Source organism: Sphingobacterium sp. ML3W, assembly GCF_029542085.1.
Lineage (GTDB): Bacteria > Bacteroidota > Bacteroidia > Sphingobacteriales > Sphingobacteriaceae > Sphingobacterium.
In genome coordinates, this window is sequence record NZ_CP107036.1 from 3,580,487 (window position 1) to 3,603,122 (window position 22,636).

Consider the following 22,636-nt stretch of genomic DNA (forward strand, 5'->3'; position numbering starts at 1 on the left):
GGCATCCGAAGAAGATCATCGGGTGCCCCTATTTTTTTATTTACTTTCTGTATAGATCCTTTATTCGTTACAATCTATTCCGTTAATGTTCAATCCCACTGACACCACCAGAAACGACAAGTTTCATTGCATCGGTCGGTGACATATCCAGTTTTTTCACCTTATCCGCGCTGATGATAACAACCTGACCGGCAAAAGAATAAGAATAAGGAAAATAAACCATCACCTCATCTTCCAAACCAATACTTTTTAGATCATGTTGTGTCAGGAACCCTATCTTTTTTAGTCCGAACTCGTTTACAGTTACCAGCACGGGTTCATTGAATTTTTTCGCATCACCCACAAATGCTTCAGTAAAATCCTTTATCGAAGTATACAACGTATTCAAAAGCGGTATTCTTTTGATCTGATGATTGATCCACACTTTAATCGGGTCAGTCACAAAATTCGTAAATATCACCCCCGCAAGAACAAGGATAAGAATTACTGTCAAGATTCCAATTCCGGGAATATATAGCGGATGCCCTTTTTCATCCTGAAAAAAATGTTCAGTCAGATTCAGCGCTGAGTCTATCGACGCAAAAATCCATACGATCAGAAAGACAGCACCAGCCAAAGGTACAACAACGAGAATACCTCGAATTAGATAATTAATAAATCCCCTGAATAATTTGCCCAGCATGAGTTAGAAAATCAAAATATATTTATACAAAAATGCAGAATATCCTTTATTATTCATAAAAATATACTCTTTTTACCCGTTGCGAGATACTCGTCAACAGTTCATAAGGAATAGTTCCGATAGATTTCGCGGCCAGCTTAATATCGGGATAAACAATTACCTCGTCTTCCTCGGCCACTTCGATATCCGTAACGTCAAGCATACACATGTCCATGCAAATATCTCCGATCGTCGGTACAAGACAGCCATTGACCATCATCTTACCTACACCATTCCCAAAACGTCTGTCATAACCATCTGCATAACCAATTTTTATGGTTGCTGTTTTGCTATCCCGGTGCAATACCCCATGCCTATTATAACCTACTGTCTCTCCAGCAGCCAAGTGTTTTATTTGCGTCACATTGGTCTTCAAACTACTTACTTCTTTAAGCGGAAGATCATGTCGCTCAATATCGATCCCATACAATCCAATTCCCAACCGAACCATATCAAAATAAGCCTGCGGCCATAGTTCGATGCCCGATGTTGCTGCAATATGTCTTAAGAATGAATAACCAAGACCTTCTTCAAGGCGCTTTGTAAATTGATCCAAGAGGTCAATCTGCTGTTGGGTAAAAGTATTATCCTCTTTATTTCCAGCAGAGGCCAAATGGGAAAATGCTGATTTTACCTGAAGTATTGAACCATCTTTTAGCTCCGTAATGAGTCTATCGACTTCATCAGGCATAAAACCAAGACGATGCATCCCTGTATCCACTTTGATATGAACCGGAAAGGATGCGATCCCCTTCCCTTTTAAGTAATTCAAGAAAGAAGACAGAATTCTAAAGCTATAAATCTCAGGTTCAAGATTATGTTGAACGATGGATTCAAACGTATTTTCATCCGGACTCATCACAACGATTGGCAATGTTATGCCTGCTCCTCTCAGATCAACCCCTTCGTCGGCAAATGCAACAGTGAGGTAATCTACCCTATTGAATTGTAAAAGGTTTGCAATTTCAAAGCTTCCACTCCCATAAGAAAATGCTTTGACCATCGACATCAATTTTACATGTTTTGGCAACAGCTGGCGATAGACATTCAAGTTATTCTCCATGGCATTCAGGTTGATTTCAAGCACGGTGTCATGTGATTTAGCCACTAACAATCGGCTGATTCGTTCAAAATGAAACTCACGGCCCCCTTTCAATAAAATAGTAGAATCTTCCAATTGAATAGCCCTGATATCTTCCAAAAATGCTGTTGTGCTAGGGTAAGACAACGATGGAACAGCAAATTGATCAGCAACCTGGCCCAAGATCTCCCCGATCAAGATCAGTTTATCTAGACGGTATTCTGAAAGTAAACGTTTCAATTTTGACAGACTTTTCTCATCTGTTATATTTACTCCCGGTATATCGGAAAGGATCAATATTTTTCGAGGATGCTGTCCCTGTTGATTTAAAAACTCGAGCGCGATCTGCAACGCATCCAGATCATTACTATAGGAATCATCAATAATCGAGCTATTCTTTTTTCCCTTTTTTAACTCCAGTCGCATCGCTACTGGTTGCAACTCCTTAATTCTTGATGCAATTACCTCTCTTTCATAACCAAAACGCAACATAACAGCTACGCAGTTAATTGCATTTTCCACATTTCCCTTATCGACAAAAGGTACTTCGATGGCAAATGTCCTTCCGCCATAGAAAAGTGTGGCTACCGTGAACTTATCATCTACCTGTTTGAGGGAATAAACCTCCAATGAAAGCCCTTGATCAAATCCCCAGGAAAACTTTCGAGGTCGATAGGGCAATTGAATATCCTCTACATAACGGCTGGGAAAGATCATGGTTTCAACATCCTTGAACAGGTTTATCTTTTCGTAGATCTTTTCGTTCTTTGACTCAAAACCAGTTTTATGAGCCACGCCTATATTTGTTAGCAGGCCAATTGTTGGTTTGATCATATTTTCCAATTTCATCATTTCACCCTTTTCAGAAATTCCAGCTTCGATAATCGCTAGATTATACTGATCTGATAAACCCCATAGTGTCAGTGCAACGCCCAATTGCGAATTATAGCTTTTGGGACTACGGTAGATCTTATATTCCGGAGACATGAGTTGATACAACCATTCCTTGACTATAGTCTTCCCATTGCTACCAGTGATCCCTATAACCGGAAAACTAAACTTCTGCCTATGAAAAGCCGCCAATACTTGCATAGCTTCGAGACTATCCGAAACCCAGATCAGATTTGCATCCGGAAATAACAATTCCTGTTCCGCATCAATCTGCAGAACAAAGTTTCTCACGCCCTTATCATAGGCTTCTTTGATATAATGATGGCCATCCCTACTCTTCTGAAGTGCGAAAAACACACCGTTATCTGCCTGAACAATTTTCCGACTGTCATAAAATAAGTGTTGAATTAAAGAATTGGGATCCGTGATAAATGTGCGATTAGGGTGTAAAATCTGGACGATTTCCGATATTTTATACATTCTCCTGATATTTTGATTGGATCAAAACTGAACATTTTTTTAGTTATTTCATATTATTTTTGAAATTTTGACAATATGTTTGAAGAAGATAAAAAAAACAAAAAGATCCTAACACCACGTCAGGCTCAATTAAAGGCTGAAAGTTATTGTGCTTACCAGGAAAGATCCCAGCAAGAAGTGCGGGACAAACTTTACAGCTGGGGGCTACATGAGGAGGATGTCGAAAATATTATAGCAAATTTGATTGCAGAAAACTTTTTAAATGAAGAGCGCTTCGCAATAGCCTATTGCAATGGTAAGCTTCGTATGAAGGGGTGGGGCAAAATCAAAATCAAACAGGCTCTAAAAGGAAAGCGGGTTTCTGAGCAATTGATAAAAATTGCATTCAAGCAGATTGACCTAGATGAATACGAGGCTATATTGAAAAATATTATTGACAAAAAAATTCGGGAAATAAACAGCAAAGATTCTTTCATCGTTAGGAACAAAGTCTATCAATTTGCGTTGTCTAGGGGATTTGAAAGCGATTTAATTTTTTCTATACTGAATTCAAAGGAGTTATAAAAAACAACAAAATAAAGTAAACAAATATTTTGCAATATTAAATTTTCGCTCTATATTTGCATCACCAAAAAGGAACACGAGGTTCTTTTTAAAATTGAAATAAAAATTCCATGCGAAAATAGCTCAGCTGGTAGAGCACAACCTTGCCAAGGTTGGGGTCGCGAGTTCGAATCTCGTTTTTCGCTCACCTGCCTAGGTGGTGGAACTGGTAGACACGCAGGACTTAAAATCCTGTTCCCGTTAAGGGAGTGCGGGTTCGATTCCCGCCCTAGGTACAAGAAAGCTCATCAGTCGATGGGCTTTTCTTGTTTATGACAGTAGATATAGCAAAAAGCCATAAAGTAAACTCAAAAGTATAAGATGCAACATCCCGATCCGATAGCTAAACAATAGAAAAATTGAAACAGCACCCCATAGCAGTGCTTTCCAATCCAACTCAGCCACAGCGAATGCCTTAGGAAACAAAATACCCTGTCCCAAATAACAAGCTAAATTAACAATCACCCCCACCACAGAGGCGGTGACCAAAGAAAGTACGTATTGGATGGCCGTATTCTTTTGAGACCGCTCGATCAAGGGAGCCCCAACGAAGATCAATGCAAAATTTGGCAAAAAAGTAAAATAAGCAGTAGCAGTCAGACCTACCGCAGCCATGACATACGAATGGTCGAAATGGTTGAATCCAGCCATAAATCCCACATAAGCCAACACGATTACCAATGGACCTGGCGTCGTCTCGGCCAAAGCAAAACCATCTATCATTTGCGTTTTTGTCAACCAAAGAAATTTTTCCGTAACCAGGCCGGCGATATAGGGAATAACAGTATATGACCCTCCAATGGTAAAGTATGCCGATTTCGTAAACAAAAAAGAGAGCTCTTTCCAAAATGCAGCATCTGGCATAAATACATACAGGAAAATAAACGGTCCCAACCACAACAGGAAAAATTCAGATAATTGAATGCAAATCTTACCTACAGAAATTGGTGGCACTTTCTCTAACGAATTAATAGGATAACATTCTTCGACATCTTCCGCGTCTTCCTTTTCAAATGTAGCAGTGGCTTTTTTGGTTTTTAGGAAATAAAGAATGAAGCCCCCAACAATAACCCCCAGAATAATCCAGGGCATAGGTATTTTAACAAAATAAGAAAGTAAAAATCCCGCTAGAGCTACGATATAATGCCATGCGCTCAATAATGATTTTTGCCCAACTTTATAGGTTGCGAACAGTATAATCGCTAGAACTGCGGGTTTTAAACCCGAAAATAACGCAGAAAGAATTGTAGAGCTTCCAAAGTAGACATATAACAGACTAAGTCCAAATATGATAAACAAAGAAGGTAAAATAAAGAACAACCCCGCTAATATCCCCCCTTTCAAACCATGCAATTTCCACCCAAGATAGATGGTCAATTGATGCGCCTCAGGTCCGGGTAGCAACATACAAGCATTAAGTGCCTGAAAGAACTTCTTATTGCTTACCCACTTTTTCTTGTCCACCAAGAAATCATGCATGAGGGTAATATGCCCTGTTGTTCCACCAAAACTTATCCAGCCCAGTATAAACCAAAACCGGAGTGCCTCCCGAAAATCAGGAGGAGGCCATTCATTTCTTTCAACGGGTATCTTTTCTTCCAATATTGTCTAAAATTTATATTATGATCACTGTGATTATACTAGTGGGGATAGGAGCTAACTCCATGACGCATTTTAACAAGAATGCTTAATACCTCCGATAAAGGCATAAAAAAAGCGATATATTTATAAAATATCTCGCTTTTTAGTTCAGAAAAAAGTCCTGATAATTCTATTTTTTATCGAGGATAGTCACTTCCACCCTTCTATTTTTTTGACGTCCATCTGGCGTTTTGTTATCACCCACAGGATTTGACTGACCAAAACCTTTAGCAGTAATGCGGGACTCCTGTACGCCTGAATCTACCAAGAATTTCTTTACAGATGCTGCACGTTTATCCGAAAGCCATTGATTATATTCGACAGTACCAGTCGCATCAGTATAACCATCAACTTTAATTTTATTATTGTTCTCGTTTAAAATTACGGCCAGCTTACTTACTTCAGTCTTCGCTTTATCAGACAGATAGGAAGAATTTGTCGGGAACAATAGATCGGAGGAAATACTGAATTTAATTCCCTCATCAGTCCTTTTCGCATCATTAAAATCCTTTTTCACATTTTTCAAACCATCATCAGTTCCATCTTTTGTGACAACAGCCCCAGGATTAACTACAATAGCCTGTTGTTTACAAGAAAATAATGATAAACTTGCGCATAAGGCTAATAGTCCCAAATTAATTTTTCTAAGCATCGTTTTTAACGTATTTATTGTCGATTTAAGCAGGGTAAATATAAGGAAAAAACTCTAAAAAGGAGCTGCTTTTCCTTATACAGGATCGTAACAAATCTATTTCTTCACATAGACTGTATCCAATGTCTTTTTAATCTCTGGAATCCGTTCATACAATTTCCAGATCATCCCCGTATTGGCATTTTCAATCATTATGGCTATTGTAGCTTGATTCCTTGCCCGATAGCTCTCAGAAACATCATTGTTTTTCAGGTCGATCCATGCTCTGAATCCATATTGTGTAAATAGCACATCAGCATATTCTTCGTAAAATTTACGCATGGCCTTCAGACCAATCTCCCTTTCAAATGGATAGGAAGCAATTGAAATTGCGGGATTGACAAAATATCCCTGATAAGCATTTTCGGTGTGTTCAACACCCCAAATATCCGTAAATCTCGTCCCGATATTCAATTCATTGTCTCTCCGTTTATAGGCAAGGATATAATCAGACAGATATTTTTTATAATCCACAAAATTATCCACTTTCCCCTTAGGATCCATGATTAAGAATGGCCGATAAACGGACATTAGTGACTCCGTCAGATTTCCTCCCGCAATACTTTTCGCGAAGATAACCTTATCATCCGAATAGATTGAGGCAGGTGCATTCCAAATACTACCAATCAAAGGGTTGTTGCTTATAGACTGCGCAAGTGAGTCATTTAATTTTGTTTTTATCTCAGGAGCCAAAGTACTTAGCTCATCAGTAAAATCCATTGCATCCGCATGTTTGGTTGCAAATCCGTTCATGTAAGCTGAAGCGGCTAAAGGATGTGTAGGAGAAGACATCGCTAGCAGATAGGTACTTAGACTCTCATTAAATCCACCCAATGGACGTGACCTCGCTGTACTATCTATAGGCGACCATTTGCTCCAGAGAACATCTGTATTATTTGGATCTGTAAAATAACGCCAATTTATTCTTTCCCATAACGTGGTAATTGATTTCCGCAGAGATTGTTCTTCCGGATCATCCTTAGCAAAGTATTCACGAGCGATTAACAATGACTCCATTAAATGTGAAGTTCCTCTTATATCATAGATAGGCACAGAATCCCGATAAAAGGGCACACCCGATCTCCCATCGTAAAAAGCAGTAAAAATACCCTGATGATTTTGTGCTGCCCCTAGGAATTTCACCATACGTGTCATCCGTGATAATAAGGCTTGTCTGGATATCAATTGATTTTCAGCGGCAACAAGTAGGCCCAAAATGGCATACCCTGTTTCATTCGTTGAAACAATAGCCTGCCGATTTCCGCGATCAGGGAGGTACATACCACTGTTTACATCATAATTATCAATAAAATAATTGACATGTGCATTCCGAATAAAACTCAGCATCTCAGCATCGGTGCCCTTTTTGGTCTGTATTTCTTTTACATCTGAAAAAGGGGACTCTACATAGTTGTAATCAACCCATGCTATTTTATAATAATATTTTTTATTATACTCATTCACCCTGTCGAGACACTTCTGCACATAGATCGGTAAGATTGCAATTGGTTGAAAATTGAGTTTATCCTCTGATCTATAAATTTTCACATAGCGGATACTCGGGGTTAATGGCAACTGCCACACAAGTTCAACTTGCTTGTCTACAGAACCTATTTTAGATAAAATAGCTGCCGACGACAGTTTCACTTTTGGATAATTTCTTGGCAGAAACTCTATTTGATCAATAAAAAGCTGATGTGTAGTTGCGCTGGTTCCATTTTGTTCTAATAGTAATGAGGAAACGGCTTTTCCAATAGTAATTCCTTCAAATTTTGACACTGGGATAGAAACATTGAGCCAAGTATCATAAGCAAAGTCTTCGATGTAATGGGTAATATCCAAGGCATTAGTGCGTATATCATTTTGTTGCAACGCAACTTTCGGCAACTGTCCCTTTTCGGTATTACTTTGGATAAACAATTTAAAGGTTAAATGATCATCCTTAGCGATCATATACTGAAATTTTTGCTTATCATTTAATATACTGGCCTCCCATTTACCATTGGGGGATGAAACGTATCGTAGCGAAAGCGAGTTCCCTGGAGTAAAAAATAGGCTATCCGAAACAGGAAGACTATGATTCACATTTTGTACCCAAGACTCCCCAGTGTAATGCGCCATGCTTTTTGCATAGCTTCCATTGATTATACTATTATCAAATAGAACCTCCGGATAGCTCTCCGATCTTGCAAGTATGGGTGAAATCAATAGAAAAAGAAAGTAAAAGTATTTTTTCAGCATAAGTCAACATTTTTCACAGGCTTACAATCAAAAATTAAGCCACCACCGAGATTATAACGCAAATGTAACAAAGGATTTCCAATGATATTGTATGCTCAAATTTTAATTTCGGAAAAAATGCGCTAAATTAGCCCTCTGAATATTTTCATAAAATAGATATATGAAAACCACGTTTGATTTTGAAAAGCCAATTGCAGATTTGCAATTGCAGATTGAAAAGGTAACACAAGTTGCCGAAAAAACCCAAGTTGATATGAGCGCAACCGTTCGTGAACTTGAGGAAAAACTTGCTTCTACGGAAAAAGAAATATACAGCAATTTAACTGGATGGCAGAATGTTCAAATGTCCCGTCATCAGGATCGTCCACAGACCTATGATTATATCGAAGCTATCTGCGATGAATTTATTGAATTGCACGGTGATCGCACGGTAAAAGATGACAAGGCAATTGTAGGTGGAATGGCCTCAATCGATGGTAATCCTGTTATGATCATTGGTCATCAGAAAGGTAAAAACACCAAAGAACGTCAATATCATAATTTTGGTATGGCCAACCCAGAAGGTTATCGTAAAGCACTGCGATTGATGAAAATGGCTGAAAAATTCAATAAGCCAGTTATTACTTTGATTGACACGATGGGAGCTTATCCTGGTTTGGAGGCTGAAGAGCGTGGACAAGGTGAAGCCATTGCACGCAACCTGATGGAAATGGCAGTACTTAAAGTTCCTATTATCTGCGTTGTTATCGGTGAGGGTGCTTCTGGAGGAGCCTTGGGTATTGGGGTAGGTAATCGTGTGTACATGATGGAACATACGTGGTATTCTGTCATTTCACCAGAATCTTGCTCGTCGATCTTATGGAGAAGCTGGGATCACAAGGAGAAAGCAGCCGAAGCGTTGAAACTAACTTCAAGCGATATGTTAAGCAATGGACTGATAGATGGTATCATTCCCGAGCCATTAGGTGGTGCGCACCAAGATCCGGCAAAAGCAGCCGCTAATCTTAAAGAACAATTATTGAAAGATCTAGCTGAATTAACAGCGAAAGACAGTGATACATTGATCAAAGAACGAATTGACAAATTCAGCAATATGGGCGTTGTGACAGAATAATGTTACTCCCCTATTCATCAAAATAGAAAAAAGTCGGCACCAAATGCCGACTTTTTTCATTTTAACAAGTTATTGGTTTCATAAAAGCCGAAAAAGGTCTAACCAAAATCGCTCGATTTACGATCAAATTCCAATGACCTCAAATAGTAATCCACATCGTTAAGAAAAATAAATACGTAATTTATAAACGGTTATAAAATATATCAATAAAAAACACAAAAAGACTTGTATACAATCATCTATTTTTATACCTTTGCATCACTTTCAAAAACAGAAAGGATTCCGTAGCTCAGCTGGTAGAGCAATACACTTTTAATGTATGGGTCCTGGGTTCGAATCCCAGCGGGATCACAAAAAAAGCTAATCGCAAGATTAGCTTTTTTTATTTAGCTGCATCAGAATCTCCTCCCTCATGAACTGTTTTTAATCATGCGTTAGCACGACCTCCAAAAACTTCACTGCTTCTCCCCCAACAATATTTTTTGTACGAAGTTCCACAGATTGCTTTCCTACTGGCAAGTCTATTTGTCCAAGCCCAAGCGATTTTCCTCGTCCACTTGTTGGAGAAGTGGAATCAATTGAAAAATTAAATGCTTTCCCACCTATTTTTAAAACCATATCTCCACCTGTATTTGCCACATCCCTAACATAGCGTACTGAAACATTAAATTGTGCTGGTTCTAATACATTGATATTCCATCCGAGATATTGATTGCTATTTTTCCATCCGGACACATAATAACGGTCTCTTTTACCATCCCCAAATTTCATCGGATCGCCATGCTGTTTTGCATAGAAAGACAATAAACGATTATCAGTACTTTGTGCATCCACATAAATCAGATCATTGGATTCAGGCGCAGCTATATCCTTTTTTAACTGGACAACAATAACTTCATCTGCCGGGTCAGCAGCTATTTGATCCAATGGGATATGAAGCCCCACGGCATCTGAATTATACCCTTTTATACTCTTCTTTGAAGACAATAAAGAGATGGATTTGATACCAGCCGTAAGACCTCCCACAGTCAATAGCTCTCCTTTTGGTCGCTTAAAGACATGCAGATACAATGTGTTTTTTCTTTTTGTGATCACCCCCCATTGTTGACGTGGCAAGGGAGAAGGCGCTACATCGATGACACTTTCCTTATTATTCGCCATCCATGCAGCTATTCCTTCCAAAATAGTCACATCAGGTCCATCAAAACGGCCATCAGCTTTTGGACCGATGTTCAATAAAATATTCCCTCCCATAGCCGTTGCTTTCGCCAACAGTTGAATAAAATGCGCTGTTGGTTTATGATTCATATCCGTTGACGAATAGCCGTACGAATCATTGGTTGTCGGAATAGCCTCCCAATAAGCCCCATTGGAAACAGGGTAAAATTCTTCCGGCCGGTCAGCGGTATTTAAATAATCACCATAATTCTTGTCGCCTGTACGTGCTAATCGCCCGTTAACAACAATCGTAGGATCTGCTTCTCTGATAGCTTTCAGAATCCTTAAATTTTCCGACAAAGGCAGCTTATGCGGTGTATCAAACCAGAGTAAATCGGGGTTATATTTATGGATCAGTTCTTGTATTTGTGGAATTGCTTTGTCATCCACATAACGTTCTGCTTTGGGTAACCAGTCTGGGTGGTTGTCAAACCAGTTTGCCCCGCCCAACAACTTATCCCCGCCCGGGCTGTTATAATTCCAGTCATTCCCCGGCGCATTAGGATCTTCCCAATCAAACGCATGGGAATAGTAAAATCCAAATAGCAAGCCATGTTTATGGCACGCTTTCGCAAGCTCCCCCATTGGATCTCGTTTGAAGGCAGTGCTTTTGATAGAATAAGCGCTAGCATACTGCGATGGGTACATTGCAAAACCATCGTGATGTTTGGCGGTGATGATAAAGTACTTCATACCTGCATTTTTAGCTAGCATCACCCATTCTTCCGCATTAAATTTTACAGGATTAAATCTCGCGGCAGAATCCAAGTATTCCTGACGGGGAATCTGCATGACACGCATGAGATGCTCAGCATATCCACCTCCTTTTTTCCCCTTCCAGATATTACCATATTGTGAATAAATGCCCCAGTGGACAAACATTCCAAAGGAGGCCTCTTTCCATTTTTTGAGACGTTGTTCCTGCCCCACTAAAGATTCTTTCCACCAGCCTGCTTCAGCAACTAATATTGCATTTCTATCCCTTGTACTCGGGTCATTAAACATATCTGCAGCTTCATTTCCCTTATTTACATTCTGAACCTGTCCCATCACCACCATTACAGTAGTTGAAAGCATTAGAACAAAGCAATACCTGATTTTTGTCATAAGCTTCGATATTATAATTGTCTCCAATAGCCGAACTAAAGCTTTGAGGAAGACAATAGTTCAACAGAAAAATTTGTCTTACCTTCAAAAATAACTCAAAAAGCTAAAGATAAGGTGCAATTTTTGTTCATTTTAGGGTAGTAACAACCAAAGTCAGAAAAAATAAAACCTATCCGTTTCTGTGGTGTTTATTTTATACTATAAACTTAAAGACTCATGAGCAATCCCTCAGATTATTGGCATATTCAAATAGGATCTACAGCCAATACCAGTGAAATCTTTATCGAGGTCACCAAAGACGGCCCGTATATTTTACACGGGCAGGTACCTTTTCATTTACAATATATTATTCCAGATCGACAGGGAGTCTCCAGATCCTATGAAAACGGGGAATCTTTTAAAACTGAACAACAGACCTATCTATGCCGCTGTGGGCTGTCCAAAAATAAACCCTTTTGCGACAACTCTCATGAGCAGGCCAGGTCTTTTGGTGTTGACCTGACCGATACAGCGACATTACATGATTCGCTCCAAACAGCGCAAATTATTGAAGGGCCTGTATTTTCTCTCAGTGACGACGAAAAACTATGCGCATTTGCACGCTTCTGTGATCAAGGGAAAAGAATTTGGAATGAGATATCCTATAGTGATGAAAACTCCTTAGAAAGCGCTGTCAATATGGCCCATTACTGTCCCAGTGGCAGACTGCTTGTGTGGAACCAGGAGAATACTCCCATCGAAGAAAATACCATAGCCGAGGTAGGTCTCATTGAAGACGTATTGAATCAGTGCAGTGGACCTATTGCTCTTTGGGGTGGGATCCCTGTAAAAAGCAGCAGTGGCAAGTACTATGAAGTGCGAAACCGCCAGACCCTTTGTCGTTGCGGCCAATCATCCAACAAACCATTTTGCGATGGCACGCATGCTTCAATGGAATTTCAGGATGGACTCAGTAAGTACACACAAAAATAGCAGATACAAGTTATCGGTATTTATACAATATTTGTTTAATATTCAGAACATGGAAAAGTTAACCGCAAAAGCAAGTATTCAGATCCAAAAACCCATCAGTGAAGTTTTTGAAGCCATCGTTGATCCCAACAAAATGAATCACTATTTTATTAAGTCCTCAACAGGCCGTCTCGAGACTGGAAAAACAGTAGAATGGAATTTCCCTGAGTTCCCCGACAGTTTTCCTGTAGCTGGCAAAACAATCCGTCCAGACACCTATATTTCCTTTGACTGGAGTGGCGGATTAGCAAATCAACTGGTTGAAATCAGCTTATCTTCCTTCGGAGAGGGATCCACTGTTGTCAAAATTACAGAACACGAAATGAACAACGATCAGGAAGGCATTTTGATTATGATGCGTCAGACCGAAGGATGGGCAAATTTTCTAGCCTGTATGAAGGCCTATCTTGAATATAATATCAATCTTCGAAAGGGTGCTTTTGATTTTATGTTTTAACGGAAGTAAAAAATGGCGGCAAATAAAACCTCTTATATCGAAAAAAGTGTCGATGATTTTATTCTGGATATACCCGATTCACAGAAGCGGGAAGACAGCATCCAATTGGTACAATTGATGCAATCTGTCTCAAAAGAAGCACCGAAGATGTTTGGCGAATCGATCATTGGCTTTGGACAGTATTACTATAAATATGCCAGCGGGCATGAAGGGTATGCACCCCTAATCGGATTCAGTCCCCGTAAGGCTGCCATTTCACTTTACGTATATACCGGCCTCGAAGAACATCGGGCACTCGTGGAACAACTAGGCAAATATAAAATAGGCAAAGCCTGCATTTACATTAAAAAACTGAGTGACATCAATACGGAGAATCTGACCATTTTAATGCAAGAGACCATCCAATTTATAACAACCAAATACACAAGGACCAAGGATTAGATACAAGATTATGACAAGTAGCGTTTCAACAATTGAAGAGTATATTGACCAATTCGAAGGGGACAAGAAGACGTATCTCAATCAGGTACGGCAGCTGATTGCTGGAGTAGTCCCAGCTGAAACCACAGAAACCATTTCCTATCAGATGCCTACATTTCGATTTAATGGCAATCTGATCCATTTTGCAATGAATAAACAGCATCTCGGAATATACCCCGGACCTGACGCCATCGAACATTTCGCAGCAGAACTTAAAGATTTTAAAACATCAAAAGGAGCAATACAGATTCCGATTGACCAGCCCTTACCAAAAAAAATCATTCGTGATATTATTGCCTTTAATATCGAAAAACTCAAGGACAAACAAGGCCCCAACTGGCATAAAAGCAGAGGGAATTGGTTAGAAGCCGAAGAATTGATGCAACAGATTATGCTAAAAACCACACTGAAAAAAGAGTTCAAATGGGGCAGCGACATCTATACACACAAAGGGAAGAATGTCATCGGATGGGGTGGTTTCAAAAACTTCTTTTCCCTATGGTTCTATAACGGTGTATTTTTAGAAGATAAGGAAAATGTCTTGATCAGCGCGTCCGAAGGTAAAACCAAAGCTCTTCGACAATGGCGTTTTCAGCATGTCAGCGAGATGGATAGCACCAAAATCGAGGCTTACATCCAAGAATCTATTCGAACAATTGACGAGGGAAAAGAAATAAAACCCACCAAAAGTGAAGCTATACCTCCCTCTGGAATTCTTTTGGAAGCACTTCATTCAGATCAGGTATTCCATGATCACTTCAATGCGCTTACACCAGGCAAACAAAAAGAGTATATTCAGTATATCGACGAAGCGAAACAGGAAAAAACCAAATTATCCCGTCTGGAGAAAATCAAACCAATGATTATTGCGAATAAAGGATTACATGATAAATATAAATAAGTGAGTTTTAAACTAAAAATCGACGCTCATGGAAAATTCAATTATACCGTCCCTATGGTTTGATCACAATGCGAAGGAAGCTTTTGATCTATACTGCCGGACTTTTTTAAACAGTCATATCGAAAGCGACTCCCCGATCGTTGTCCAGGCCCTGCTCAATGGCGTAAAATTTATCGGCATCAATGGAGGACCGATGTTTAAGCCAAATCCATCCATATCATTTATGGTGATCTGCGAATCAGCCGAAGAGATAGATCGCATCTGGAATACATTATCAGTAGACGGAAATGTACTGATGCCACTAAACAGCTATCCATGGAGTGCCTACTACGGCTGGGTAGCGGACAGATACGGTGTAAACTGGCAGCTATACCAAGGCAACGTAAGTGACACAAACCAGCAAGCGATCGTCCCTACACTGATGTATTGCGGACCTCAACAAGGCAAATGCGAAACCGCAGTTCAATTCTATGAAGGACTATTCAAAGATTTTCACAGCAACGGTATTTTACGTTATCCGGAAGGCGAATATAAAGGATCAATCCAGCACACCCAATTCCTTGTCAATGGGTTTACCTTAATGGCCATGGATAGTGGAGTCGCCCAGGACTTTACGTTTAATGAAGGTATTTCCCTCACTATCCTCTGCCAGGATCAAGCTGAAATTGACTATTACTGGAATCGTATTACACAACAGGGACAAGAGAGCATGTGTGGGTGGTGTAAAGATGAATTCGGAGTGAGTTGGCAAATTGTACCGACACAAATTTCTACATACCTTCAAAATCCAGGAGCCGGAGAAGCATTAATGAAGATGAAAAAAATCATTATCAAAGATTTGATCGGATAATGTTAGCTAAGGCAACAGTAGTTCCCATCTGAGGGGTGGATAGATAAAAAAACGGGAGTATCCAAAAAGGTTGGACACTTCCGTTTTTTATTAATATCATTTTTCTACGATCTCCTTTTAAAATTTCAATTTCAGGACAGTCCGCTTTTAATTGTTGACCAGTTCTGGTTATGCGTTTACCTGCAACGCCAATGCGTATAATTTCATCTGTTTGATCATCGACAATAAACCATTGGCCCGGGTTGGCGACAAGTGTTCTTTTAAACCGATTTCATCAACGAAATACAGATCTGCATCAACAATCTCTTTTGCTGTATGTCCAGACAGCACTTTGACCATCAGACTAACCAAACCCTTGGTGATAATTGCGTCACTATCTGCTGTAAAAAACACTTTTCCATCTTTAACCTCCGGATACAGCCACACCTTGGACTGACAACCCTTGATAATATAGTCTTCTGTCTTATATTGCTCATCAATTAAAGGAACTTCCTTCCCCAGCTGGATGATGTACTCATATTTTTCCATCCAATCCGTAAAGAAAGCAAAATCTTCAACTAATTCGTTTTGTATTTCATTAATTGTCATAATCGTTTTTATTACACTAACATATTGACCGCACGTTGAATACCTGCCACCAAGATATCTATTTCTTCTTTTGTGTTGTAAAGTGCCAACGAAGCCCGGATCGTTCCAGGGATACCAAAGCGATCCATTACAGGCTGAGCACAGTGGTGTCCAGTTCGCACAGCAATACCCAATTTATCCAAAATCACCCCTACATCATAGGGATGTGTACCTTCAATGATAAATGAAATAACAGAACATTTTTGATCTGCAGTACCTATAAATTTCATTCCCGGGATCTGCGACAATTTTTCCAATGCATATTCCAGCAACTCGTGTTCGTAAGCCTCAATATTTTTTAAGCCGATCGAATTGATATAGTCAATCGCTTCATTCAAACAGATTCCTGCTTCAATATTCGGAGTGCCCGCTTCAAATTTAAAAGGCAACTCATTATAGGTTGTCTTTTCGAAAGTCACTTCCTTAATCATATCGCCACCGCCTTGATAAGGAGGCATTGCGTTTAACAGCTCTTCCTTACCATACAACACACCCACACCAGTGGGGCCATACATTTTATGCCCTGAGAAAACTAAAAAGTCAACATCGAGATCTTGCACATCAACCTGGATATGTTGGACAGCTTGCGCTGCATCTACCAATACGACAGCCCCATGCTTATGTGCAATCGAGATGATCTCTTTTACCGGATTGATCGTACCCAGTGCATTAGAGACATAAGTTACAGCAACAAGCTTCGTTCTTTCGTTAATAAGGTCTTGATAGGCGTCCATATCGAGCTCCCCCTTATCATTCATCGGAATAACACGGATCTTACAGCCTTTTTCATCACAAAGCATCTGCCAGGGCACAATATTGGAGTGGTGCTCCATTGCAGAAATAATAATTTCATCTCCCGCATCGATAAATGCTCTACCATAGCAGGTCGCAACCAAATTGATACTATCTGTCGTCCCCTTGGTGATAATCACTTGCTTGTCTTCAGGCGCATTGATAAAGGATTGAAGCTTTTTACGAGTCACCTCAAAAGCATCTGTAGATATCTGGCTGAGGTAGTGAACTCCACGATGTACATTACTATTCATATCTGTATAATAATGTGCAATAGAATTGATTACCACATTGGGCTTTTGTGTTGTCGCACCATTGTCCAGATAAACCAAAGGCTTGCCATTTACCTGTCTTTTTAGAATAGGAAAATCTGCACGTATTTTATCTATATTATATTTTTCCAAAGTCGTCTAAATAATTTATACAAAGTTAATAGTATTTTATCGAATACAGGGCCGACAATCTGTTTTTTATGTCATTATCAATCATCCAAGTTACTTGACAAATCAAATTAAAAAATGGCTCAACACTATTAAAGAACCACTTTTTGTAGGTCATTTGCCATTTTTTACAATTATATCTTGCTTTTATAATTTATTGATGCTATTTATTTACCTTTGTATTGATATGCAAGAATTACCTCTAAATTTACCAGAAGGCTCACGTAAAGAAGTGATGGCCTACTTGGAGCCTTTCATGTTGAATGAAATGAGCGAATACCTGAAGCCTGTAGAAGAAATGTGGCAACCTGCTGATTTCCTTCCAGACGCTTCAAGGGATACTTTTTTTGAGGAAATAAGAGATTTACAGGAAAGTGCGAAAGAACTGTCCTATGACTTAGTTGCAGTATTAGTTGGTGATACGATTACCGAAGAAGCCCTTCCAACCTACGAATCTTGGCTGACAATGGTTGAAGATGTCGATAAAAACGAACAAGGCGGATGGATGAAATGGGTTCGTGCATGGACTGCAGAAGAAAACCGTCACGGCGATCTATTGAACAAATACCTTTATCTGTCTGGTAGAATAGATATGCGTCAGTTTGAAATGTCTACACAATATTTGATACAAGATGGTTTCGATATCGGCACTGGTGCTGATCCTTACCGTAACTTTATATATACATCATTCCAAGAACTTGCAACCAACGTATCTCATCGTCGGGTGTCGGGACTTTCAAAAAAAGGTGGTGATAAACTTCTGGCGAAAATGTGCGGTGTCATTGCTTCGGATGAAGCACGCCATGCCAAAGCATACATGTCTTTCATATCAAAGGCTATGACAGTAGACGCAAGTGAAGTAATGATTGCATTTGAAGATATGATGCGTAAAAAGATTGTCATGCCAGCACAGTTTTTGAGAGAAGCAGGCGAACCTCAGGGCGAAGCTTTTGCACACTTTTCGGATGCTGCACAGCGACTAGGTGTGTATACTGCATTGGATTATGTCGATATCTTGAAAGAACTTAATAATGAGTGGAAAATTGATCAAGTTACAGGTCTAAATGAAAAAGGTGAGAAAGCAAGAGACTACCTCTTAAAATTACCGGATCGCTTGACTAGATTAGCTGACCGCATGAAGATTCCTGAAAAAGATTATAAATTCAAATGGATTTACGGATAAACAAAAAAGCTTGACCAGAAATAGTCAAGCTTTTTTGTTTATCCTATTTCCTATAGGTAATTAAGATCGAAGCATTCTATTTACCTTGTTGTCGGCTGTATGATTGTAAATATTGCAAAACAGTAATCATACTCCCCCTTAGGCCGATTATCTCCATACATAAGTAATTCAAAAATGTATATATTTTTAAATACAAAAGAATATTTAATCTTAAAATCAGCTTATATGCATATATTAATTCATTTTATTTGAATATAAAAAACATATATATGATATTACATACACACCATATATATCATTTTTCATAACGCAGTCCGAGTTTCGTGCATTGTTCGGTTGTTCTTCGACTATGCTACGGAAGATATTTACCCCTTCTTCGCCTCTGAGAGCAGATAAGAGCATGGTGTAACTTAGGTCTTTAAACCATATCTCCGTGTTAAACTCGGACTCACCTCGGACTCATGTCGCATTCACCACGGTCACAGTGCGACGACGTTACGACGATGTATCGAAGTTGGTACGATGCATTGACCAAAAAGGTTTGCACCTGATATAAGAAAGGGAGCAAACTCGCTATGAATTTACTCCCTTTCTTATAAGCATCTAGTCTGTCAATCATGACTAAGTACTAATTCCCAAAAAGATTTTTAATACGATCTCTTTTGGATAATATTTGATTAGGGATTATTTCACATTTCCCATTAATTTCCGCACAACAGGTGACAATGCAATAAGTACCACACCAGCAATTAAAGAATATAAGCCCAATTGCTTATAACTTTCAGTGTACGTCAGTAAGTTGTCTGCCAACGAACTTCCTTCTTTTGCTTCAGCCATACTCGCACCGATCAAGCCCGCAACATATTGTCCATAAGCACTTGCCAAAAACCACATTCCCATCATAATACCCTGTAACCTCGCTGGGGACAGTTTCGTCATAATGGATAACCCAATCGGCGAAAGACAAAGCTCCCCGACGGTAATCACTAATAATGCAAGTGTAAAGATATCCAATGAGGTCATGCCTTCATGAGCGAATAAACGCGTCGCAAAAAGTACATAGTAACCTAAACCTAAGAAAACAAAGCCCAAACCAAACTTGATAATAGTATTCGGCTCAAGTTTACGTTTTCCCAACCAAATCCAGAATAGTCCAAATAACGGCGCTAAGGCGATAATAAATAATGCACCCCCAGAATTATTGACACCATTTGGATCAAGTGTCACTGCCCCCAGTAAAGAGTCATTCAGGTGCTTGGCTGCAAAGATGCTCAATGAACCACCACTCTGTTCATATATCCCCCAAAAGATAATGGAAAACAAAATAAATACCAGTGCAGCAATTAATTTCTTGCGTTCCTCCTTGGTCACTTGTGACATTTCATAAAACAGATATAAAAGTGTCAATGGTCCAATGGTATACATAAAATAGTCAGTATATTGGGTTTTCGACACCATGATCTGAATAACGGGTATAAAGATCAAGGTCAGTGCATATACCGCATATTCAACCCATTTTGGCAAGGCTTTCGTCTTTACGATAGCATCTGGGTGTCCAGGTTTAAGCCCGATAGGTCCAAGGTGTCTTTTGGTAAAGTGAAAATTAATCAAACTTGCCAGCATCCCTATTGCAGCTAAACCAAAGGCAACATTCCAACGGTGAGGTTCGGAGATAACCGAGCTCAACATATACCCTTTACCAATGGCGACACAAACATAGCCCCCTAAAAATGCACCTAGATTGATCCCTGCGTAGAACAAGGAGAAACCACCATCACGACGGCTATCTCCATCACGATAGAGTTCTCCCACCATGGTAGAAATATTTGGTTTGAAGAAACCAGTACCAATAATAATAAATGAGAGACCAAAAAAGAAATATTGATGTGGATCCGCAGCTAGGAAAAGACTCCCTACAATCATTAATATACCTCCCCAGAACAATGATTTTCTAAAACCTAAAATCTTATCTGCAAAAAGACCACCAATAAATGTAAAAGCATAGACAAATGCCTGAGTAGCTCCATACTGTAAATTAGCCTCTTTCTCCGCAAAGTTTAGTTGTGTGATCATAAAGAACACCAACATACCCCGCATGCCATAAAAACAAAATCTTTCCCACATTTCCGAGAAAAAAAGGCTCCAGATCTGTCTTGGGTACTTTCCCTTAAAATTTTGAATCTCCTCTAGCGATTCCCGTGTACTAACCTCCATACTGTATTTATATTAATCAAAAAAGCTTCTTTCGTAAAAGAAGCTTATATAGTTATTATTTAACTCCGTGCATCAATCTTTTGATCAAAGGATTGAACAGCATGACAAGCAATCCGGCCAAAGCTGGAATAGCCGTAAATAAAAAGAAAAAGTGACTCAATGAATATTCTTGTTGAATTGTTTCCACCTGTCCGCCCAATACCGCTGCAACTTTTTGTGCAATAGCGATTGCTAGATACCAGATGCCAAACATAAAAGCCAACATCCTAGCTGGAACCAATTTAGAAACATAGGATAGGCCCACTGGAGAAATAAACAATTCTCCCAAAGTATGAAATAGGTAAGTCAAGACGAGAAATACCATAGAAATTTTCATCCCTGGAGCTATACCCCATGAACCTAATCCGATAATCAAAAATCCTATGGCAACCAATATCAGACCAAAACCATATTTAAAGGCAGCTGAAGGATTGTATTTCGATTCCCATATCTTAGACACCGAGGAAGCTAGTGCAATGATAAAAAATGAGTTGAGGATAGAAAACCAGGATACTTTTATTTCCGAAGCTTCTTTATTAAACTCCTGATAAAGCATCCAGATTGCTGCGCCCCAGATCAGTCCAAAACAGACAAATAATACGATATTAGAGATGGCAATCTTATCCCAGGTTACCTTTGCTAGTTTTATTAAAACCCAGCTGATAATTGCTAATGGCACAACCGTTAATAAACCATTGACCACATTAAATGTCGTTAATGCAGCACCTGTAAGCGCTCTATCGATATTATCCCTTGCGACAATGACCAATGAGGTTGCCCCCTGTTCAAAGCTCATGAAAAAGAAGATGAGGAAAAACGCCAAAAGCACCACGGCAAACATTCTATCCCGCACAGTCTTGTCATAACGCAAAATCCGGGAAACGATCAAATAAATAAACAAGATCAATGCAATAATGACCATAATATATTGACCTCTCAAAAAAGAAGTATCCAGCCCGGCGAAAACATCAATAATACCATTTTTCGACAATGGGTCATTGAAGGCATATACAAAGCCTATTATAGCGACAATACCGATAAGCACGAAATCCTTTATTGTAAACGGGTTTTTAGTATCCGTATCATTGACAATAACTTCTTTCTTCTCTCCGGCCGCAGATTTGTCTAAAATACCAAGGTTGCCCATGAGTGGTTTTGCGAATACAAACTGAAGTGTACCTAGTAGCATAAAAATACCCGCCAATCCAAATCCCCAATGCCATCCATATGTTTCAGCGATGTAACCACATAGCATCATCCCAAAGAAAGCACCTGCATTGACACCCATATAGAATATTGTATACGCTCCGTCCTTCTTTTCAGGAAGGTCTTTATACATTTCGCCAAGGATTGAAGGCATGTTCGGTTTGAAAAAACCTGTTCCGATAACCAAACAGATCAATCCCAGAAAAAACATGATCGCAGTATCAAAAGCCATTGCAGCATGTCCCAATGTCATGATTGCTGAGCCGATAATAACAGCTTTTCTGGATCCGATGTATTTGTCGGCGATGATTCCACCGAGTATTGGTGTCAGATAAAGCATCATTGCATATGTTCCGTACAATGCACCTGCTTGTTGTGCTGTCCAGGCCCAGCCAGAGAACGGGTTACCTTGGATAACTGCAGCAGTTAAAAATTGCATCAATAGGACACGCATTCCATAGAATGAAAACCGTTCCCACATCTCTGTAAAGAAAAGTACGAACAGCCCTGAGCGCTGTCCTAGTACATTCGATTTAAAAAAATCGTTCGACGGGCTAGTAGTTATATCCCCGTTTAATCTCCCCATAAGTAATCAACCTTTATTTTTATAAAAATACTTACAAAGAAACAAAAACAAAATCACTTTTG

The 22,636-nt window shown here is 39.4% G+C and carries 18 protein-coding genes and 3 tRNA genes; 11 read left to right on the top strand and 10 right to left on the bottom strand.

The genetic code is table 11. From position 1 onward, the window contains the following. Positions 1-82: 82 nt before the first annotated feature. Positions 83-682, bottom strand: coding sequence for a DUF502 domain-containing protein (locus OGI71_RS15215; RefSeq protein WP_282250069.1), 600 nt, complete (start codon positions 680-682; stop codon positions 83-85). Between the two features lie 49 nt (positions 683-731). Beyond that, positions 732-3,173 (bottom strand): bifunctional UDP-N-acetylmuramoyl-tripeptide:D-alanyl-D-alanine ligase/alanine racemase, encoded by a 2,442-nt coding sequence (locus OGI71_RS15220; protein WP_282250071.1) that lies wholly within the window; start codon positions 3,171-3,173, stop codon positions 732-734. 75 nt (positions 3,174-3,248) lie between these two features. Between OGI71_RS15220 and OGI71_RS15225 the strand changes: the two genes are divergently transcribed. The 3 genes from OGI71_RS15225 to OGI71_RS15235 all read left to right on the top strand — a co-directional run bounded on the left by OGI71_RS15225 (position 3,249) and on the right by OGI71_RS15235 (position 4,012). Then, positions 3,249-3,737: a regulatory protein RecX gene (locus OGI71_RS15225; RefSeq protein WP_282250072.1), complete on the top strand. Its 489-nt coding sequence runs from the start codon at positions 3,249-3,251 to the stop codon at positions 3,735-3,737. Positions 3,738-3,849: 112 nt separating this feature from the next. Next, positions 3,850-3,922 (top strand) — tRNA-Gly (locus tag OGI71_RS15230). Positions 3,923-3,927: 5 nt separating this feature from the next. Next, a tRNA-Leu gene (locus OGI71_RS15235) sits at positions 3,928-4,012 on the top strand. A gap of 34 nt (positions 4,013-4,046) precedes the next feature. Here OGI71_RS15235 and chrA read toward each other — a convergent pair. The 3 genes from chrA to OGI71_RS15250 form a co-directional block, all read right to left on the bottom strand. Continuing rightward, complete coding sequence (chrA, locus tag OGI71_RS15240) at positions 4,047-5,378, bottom strand: chromate efflux transporter (protein WP_282250073.1); 1,332 nt, start codon at positions 5,376-5,378, stop codon at positions 4,047-4,049. Positions 5,379-5,547: 169 nt separating this feature from the next. Next, the gene (locus OGI71_RS15245) at positions 5,548-6,069 is read right to left on the bottom strand and encodes an OmpA family protein (protein ID WP_282250075.1); all 522 of its coding nucleotides are present in this window, start codon (positions 6,067-6,069) and stop codon (positions 5,548-5,550) included. A 96-nt stretch (positions 6,070-6,165) separates the two neighbouring features. Beyond that, positions 6,166-8,349, bottom strand: a complete 2,184-nt coding sequence (locus OGI71_RS15250; protein ID WP_282250076.1) for a glucoamylase family protein — start codon at positions 8,347-8,349, stop codon at positions 6,166-6,168. 160 nt (positions 8,350-8,509) lie between these two features. On the opposite strand from OGI71_RS15250, the gene OGI71_RS15255 reads away from it, so the two are divergent. Then, positions 8,510-9,463, top strand: a complete 954-nt coding sequence (locus tag OGI71_RS15255; RefSeq protein ID WP_120259503.1) for an acetyl-CoA carboxylase carboxyltransferase subunit alpha — start codon at positions 8,510-8,512, stop codon at positions 9,461-9,463. Between the two features lie 278 nt (positions 9,464-9,741). Next, a tRNA-Lys gene (locus tag OGI71_RS15260) sits at positions 9,742-9,814 on the top strand. Positions 9,815-9,886: 72 nt separating this feature from the next. Here the strand turns inward: OGI71_RS15260 and OGI71_RS15265 are convergent. Next, complete coding sequence (locus tag OGI71_RS15265) at positions 9,887-11,788, bottom strand: alpha-L-fucosidase (protein WP_282250079.1); 1,902 nt, start codon at positions 11,786-11,788, stop codon at positions 9,887-9,889. A 216-nt stretch (positions 11,789-12,004) separates the two neighbouring features. Between OGI71_RS15265 and OGI71_RS15270 the strand changes: the two genes are divergently transcribed. The 5 genes from OGI71_RS15270 to OGI71_RS15290 are packed head-to-tail and all read left to right on the top strand — an operon-like array spanning position 12,005 to position 15,487. Then, on the top strand, positions 12,005-12,760 hold the full coding sequence (locus tag OGI71_RS15270; protein WP_282250081.1) for a CDGSH iron-sulfur domain-containing protein: 756 nt from the start codon (positions 12,005-12,007) through the stop codon (positions 12,758-12,760). A 49-nt stretch (positions 12,761-12,809) separates the two neighbouring features. Beyond that, the gene (locus tag OGI71_RS15275; protein ID WP_282250083.1) at positions 12,810-13,256 is read left to right on the top strand and encodes an SRPBCC domain-containing protein; all 447 of its coding nucleotides are present in this window, start codon (positions 12,810-12,812) and stop codon (positions 13,254-13,256) included. A gap of 12 nt (positions 13,257-13,268) precedes the next feature. After that, a complete protein-coding gene (locus tag OGI71_RS15280; RefSeq protein ID WP_282250084.1) occupies positions 13,269-13,697 on the top strand; it encodes a DUF1801 domain-containing protein in 429 nt (142 codons plus the stop codon). 10 nt (positions 13,698-13,707) lie between these two features. Beyond that, positions 13,708-14,637, top strand: coding sequence for a DUF1801 domain-containing protein (locus OGI71_RS15285; RefSeq protein ID WP_282250085.1), 930 nt, complete (start codon positions 13,708-13,710; stop codon positions 14,635-14,637). A gap of 28 nt (positions 14,638-14,665) precedes the next feature. Further along, positions 14,666-15,487, top strand: a complete 822-nt coding sequence (locus OGI71_RS15290; protein ID WP_282250086.1) for a VOC family protein — start codon at positions 14,666-14,668, stop codon at positions 15,485-15,487. A gap of 168 nt (positions 15,488-15,655) precedes the next feature. Here OGI71_RS15290 and OGI71_RS15295 read toward each other — a convergent pair whose 3' ends face one another. After that, a complete protein-coding gene (locus OGI71_RS15295; RefSeq protein WP_282250087.1) occupies positions 15,656-16,075 on the bottom strand; it encodes a SufE family protein in 420 nt (139 codons plus the stop codon). 11 nt (positions 16,076-16,086) lie between these two features. Next, the gene (locus tag OGI71_RS15300) at positions 16,087-17,310 is read right to left on the bottom strand and encodes a cysteine desulfurase (protein ID WP_282250088.1); all 1,224 of its coding nucleotides are present in this window, start codon (positions 17,308-17,310) and stop codon (positions 16,087-16,089) included. A 223-nt stretch (positions 17,311-17,533) separates the two neighbouring features. On the opposite strand from OGI71_RS15300, the gene OGI71_RS15305 reads away from it, so the two are divergent. Next, entirely contained in the window at positions 17,534-18,529 is a 996-nt protein-coding gene (locus OGI71_RS15305) for an acyl-ACP desaturase (protein ID WP_120259999.1), read from the top strand. A gap of 684 nt (positions 18,530-19,213) precedes the next feature. Here OGI71_RS15305 and OGI71_RS15310 read toward each other — a convergent pair. Further along, on the bottom strand, positions 19,214-20,743 hold the full coding sequence (locus tag OGI71_RS15310; protein WP_282250090.1) for a peptide MFS transporter: 1,530 nt from the start codon (positions 20,741-20,743) through the stop codon (positions 19,214-19,216). Positions 20,744-20,798: 55 nt separating this feature from the next. Continuing rightward, the gene (locus tag OGI71_RS15315; protein WP_282250092.1) at positions 20,799-22,574 is read right to left on the bottom strand and encodes a peptide MFS transporter; all 1,776 of its coding nucleotides are present in this window, start codon (positions 22,572-22,574) and stop codon (positions 20,799-20,801) included. Between the last annotated feature and the right edge of the window lie 62 nt (positions 22,575-22,636).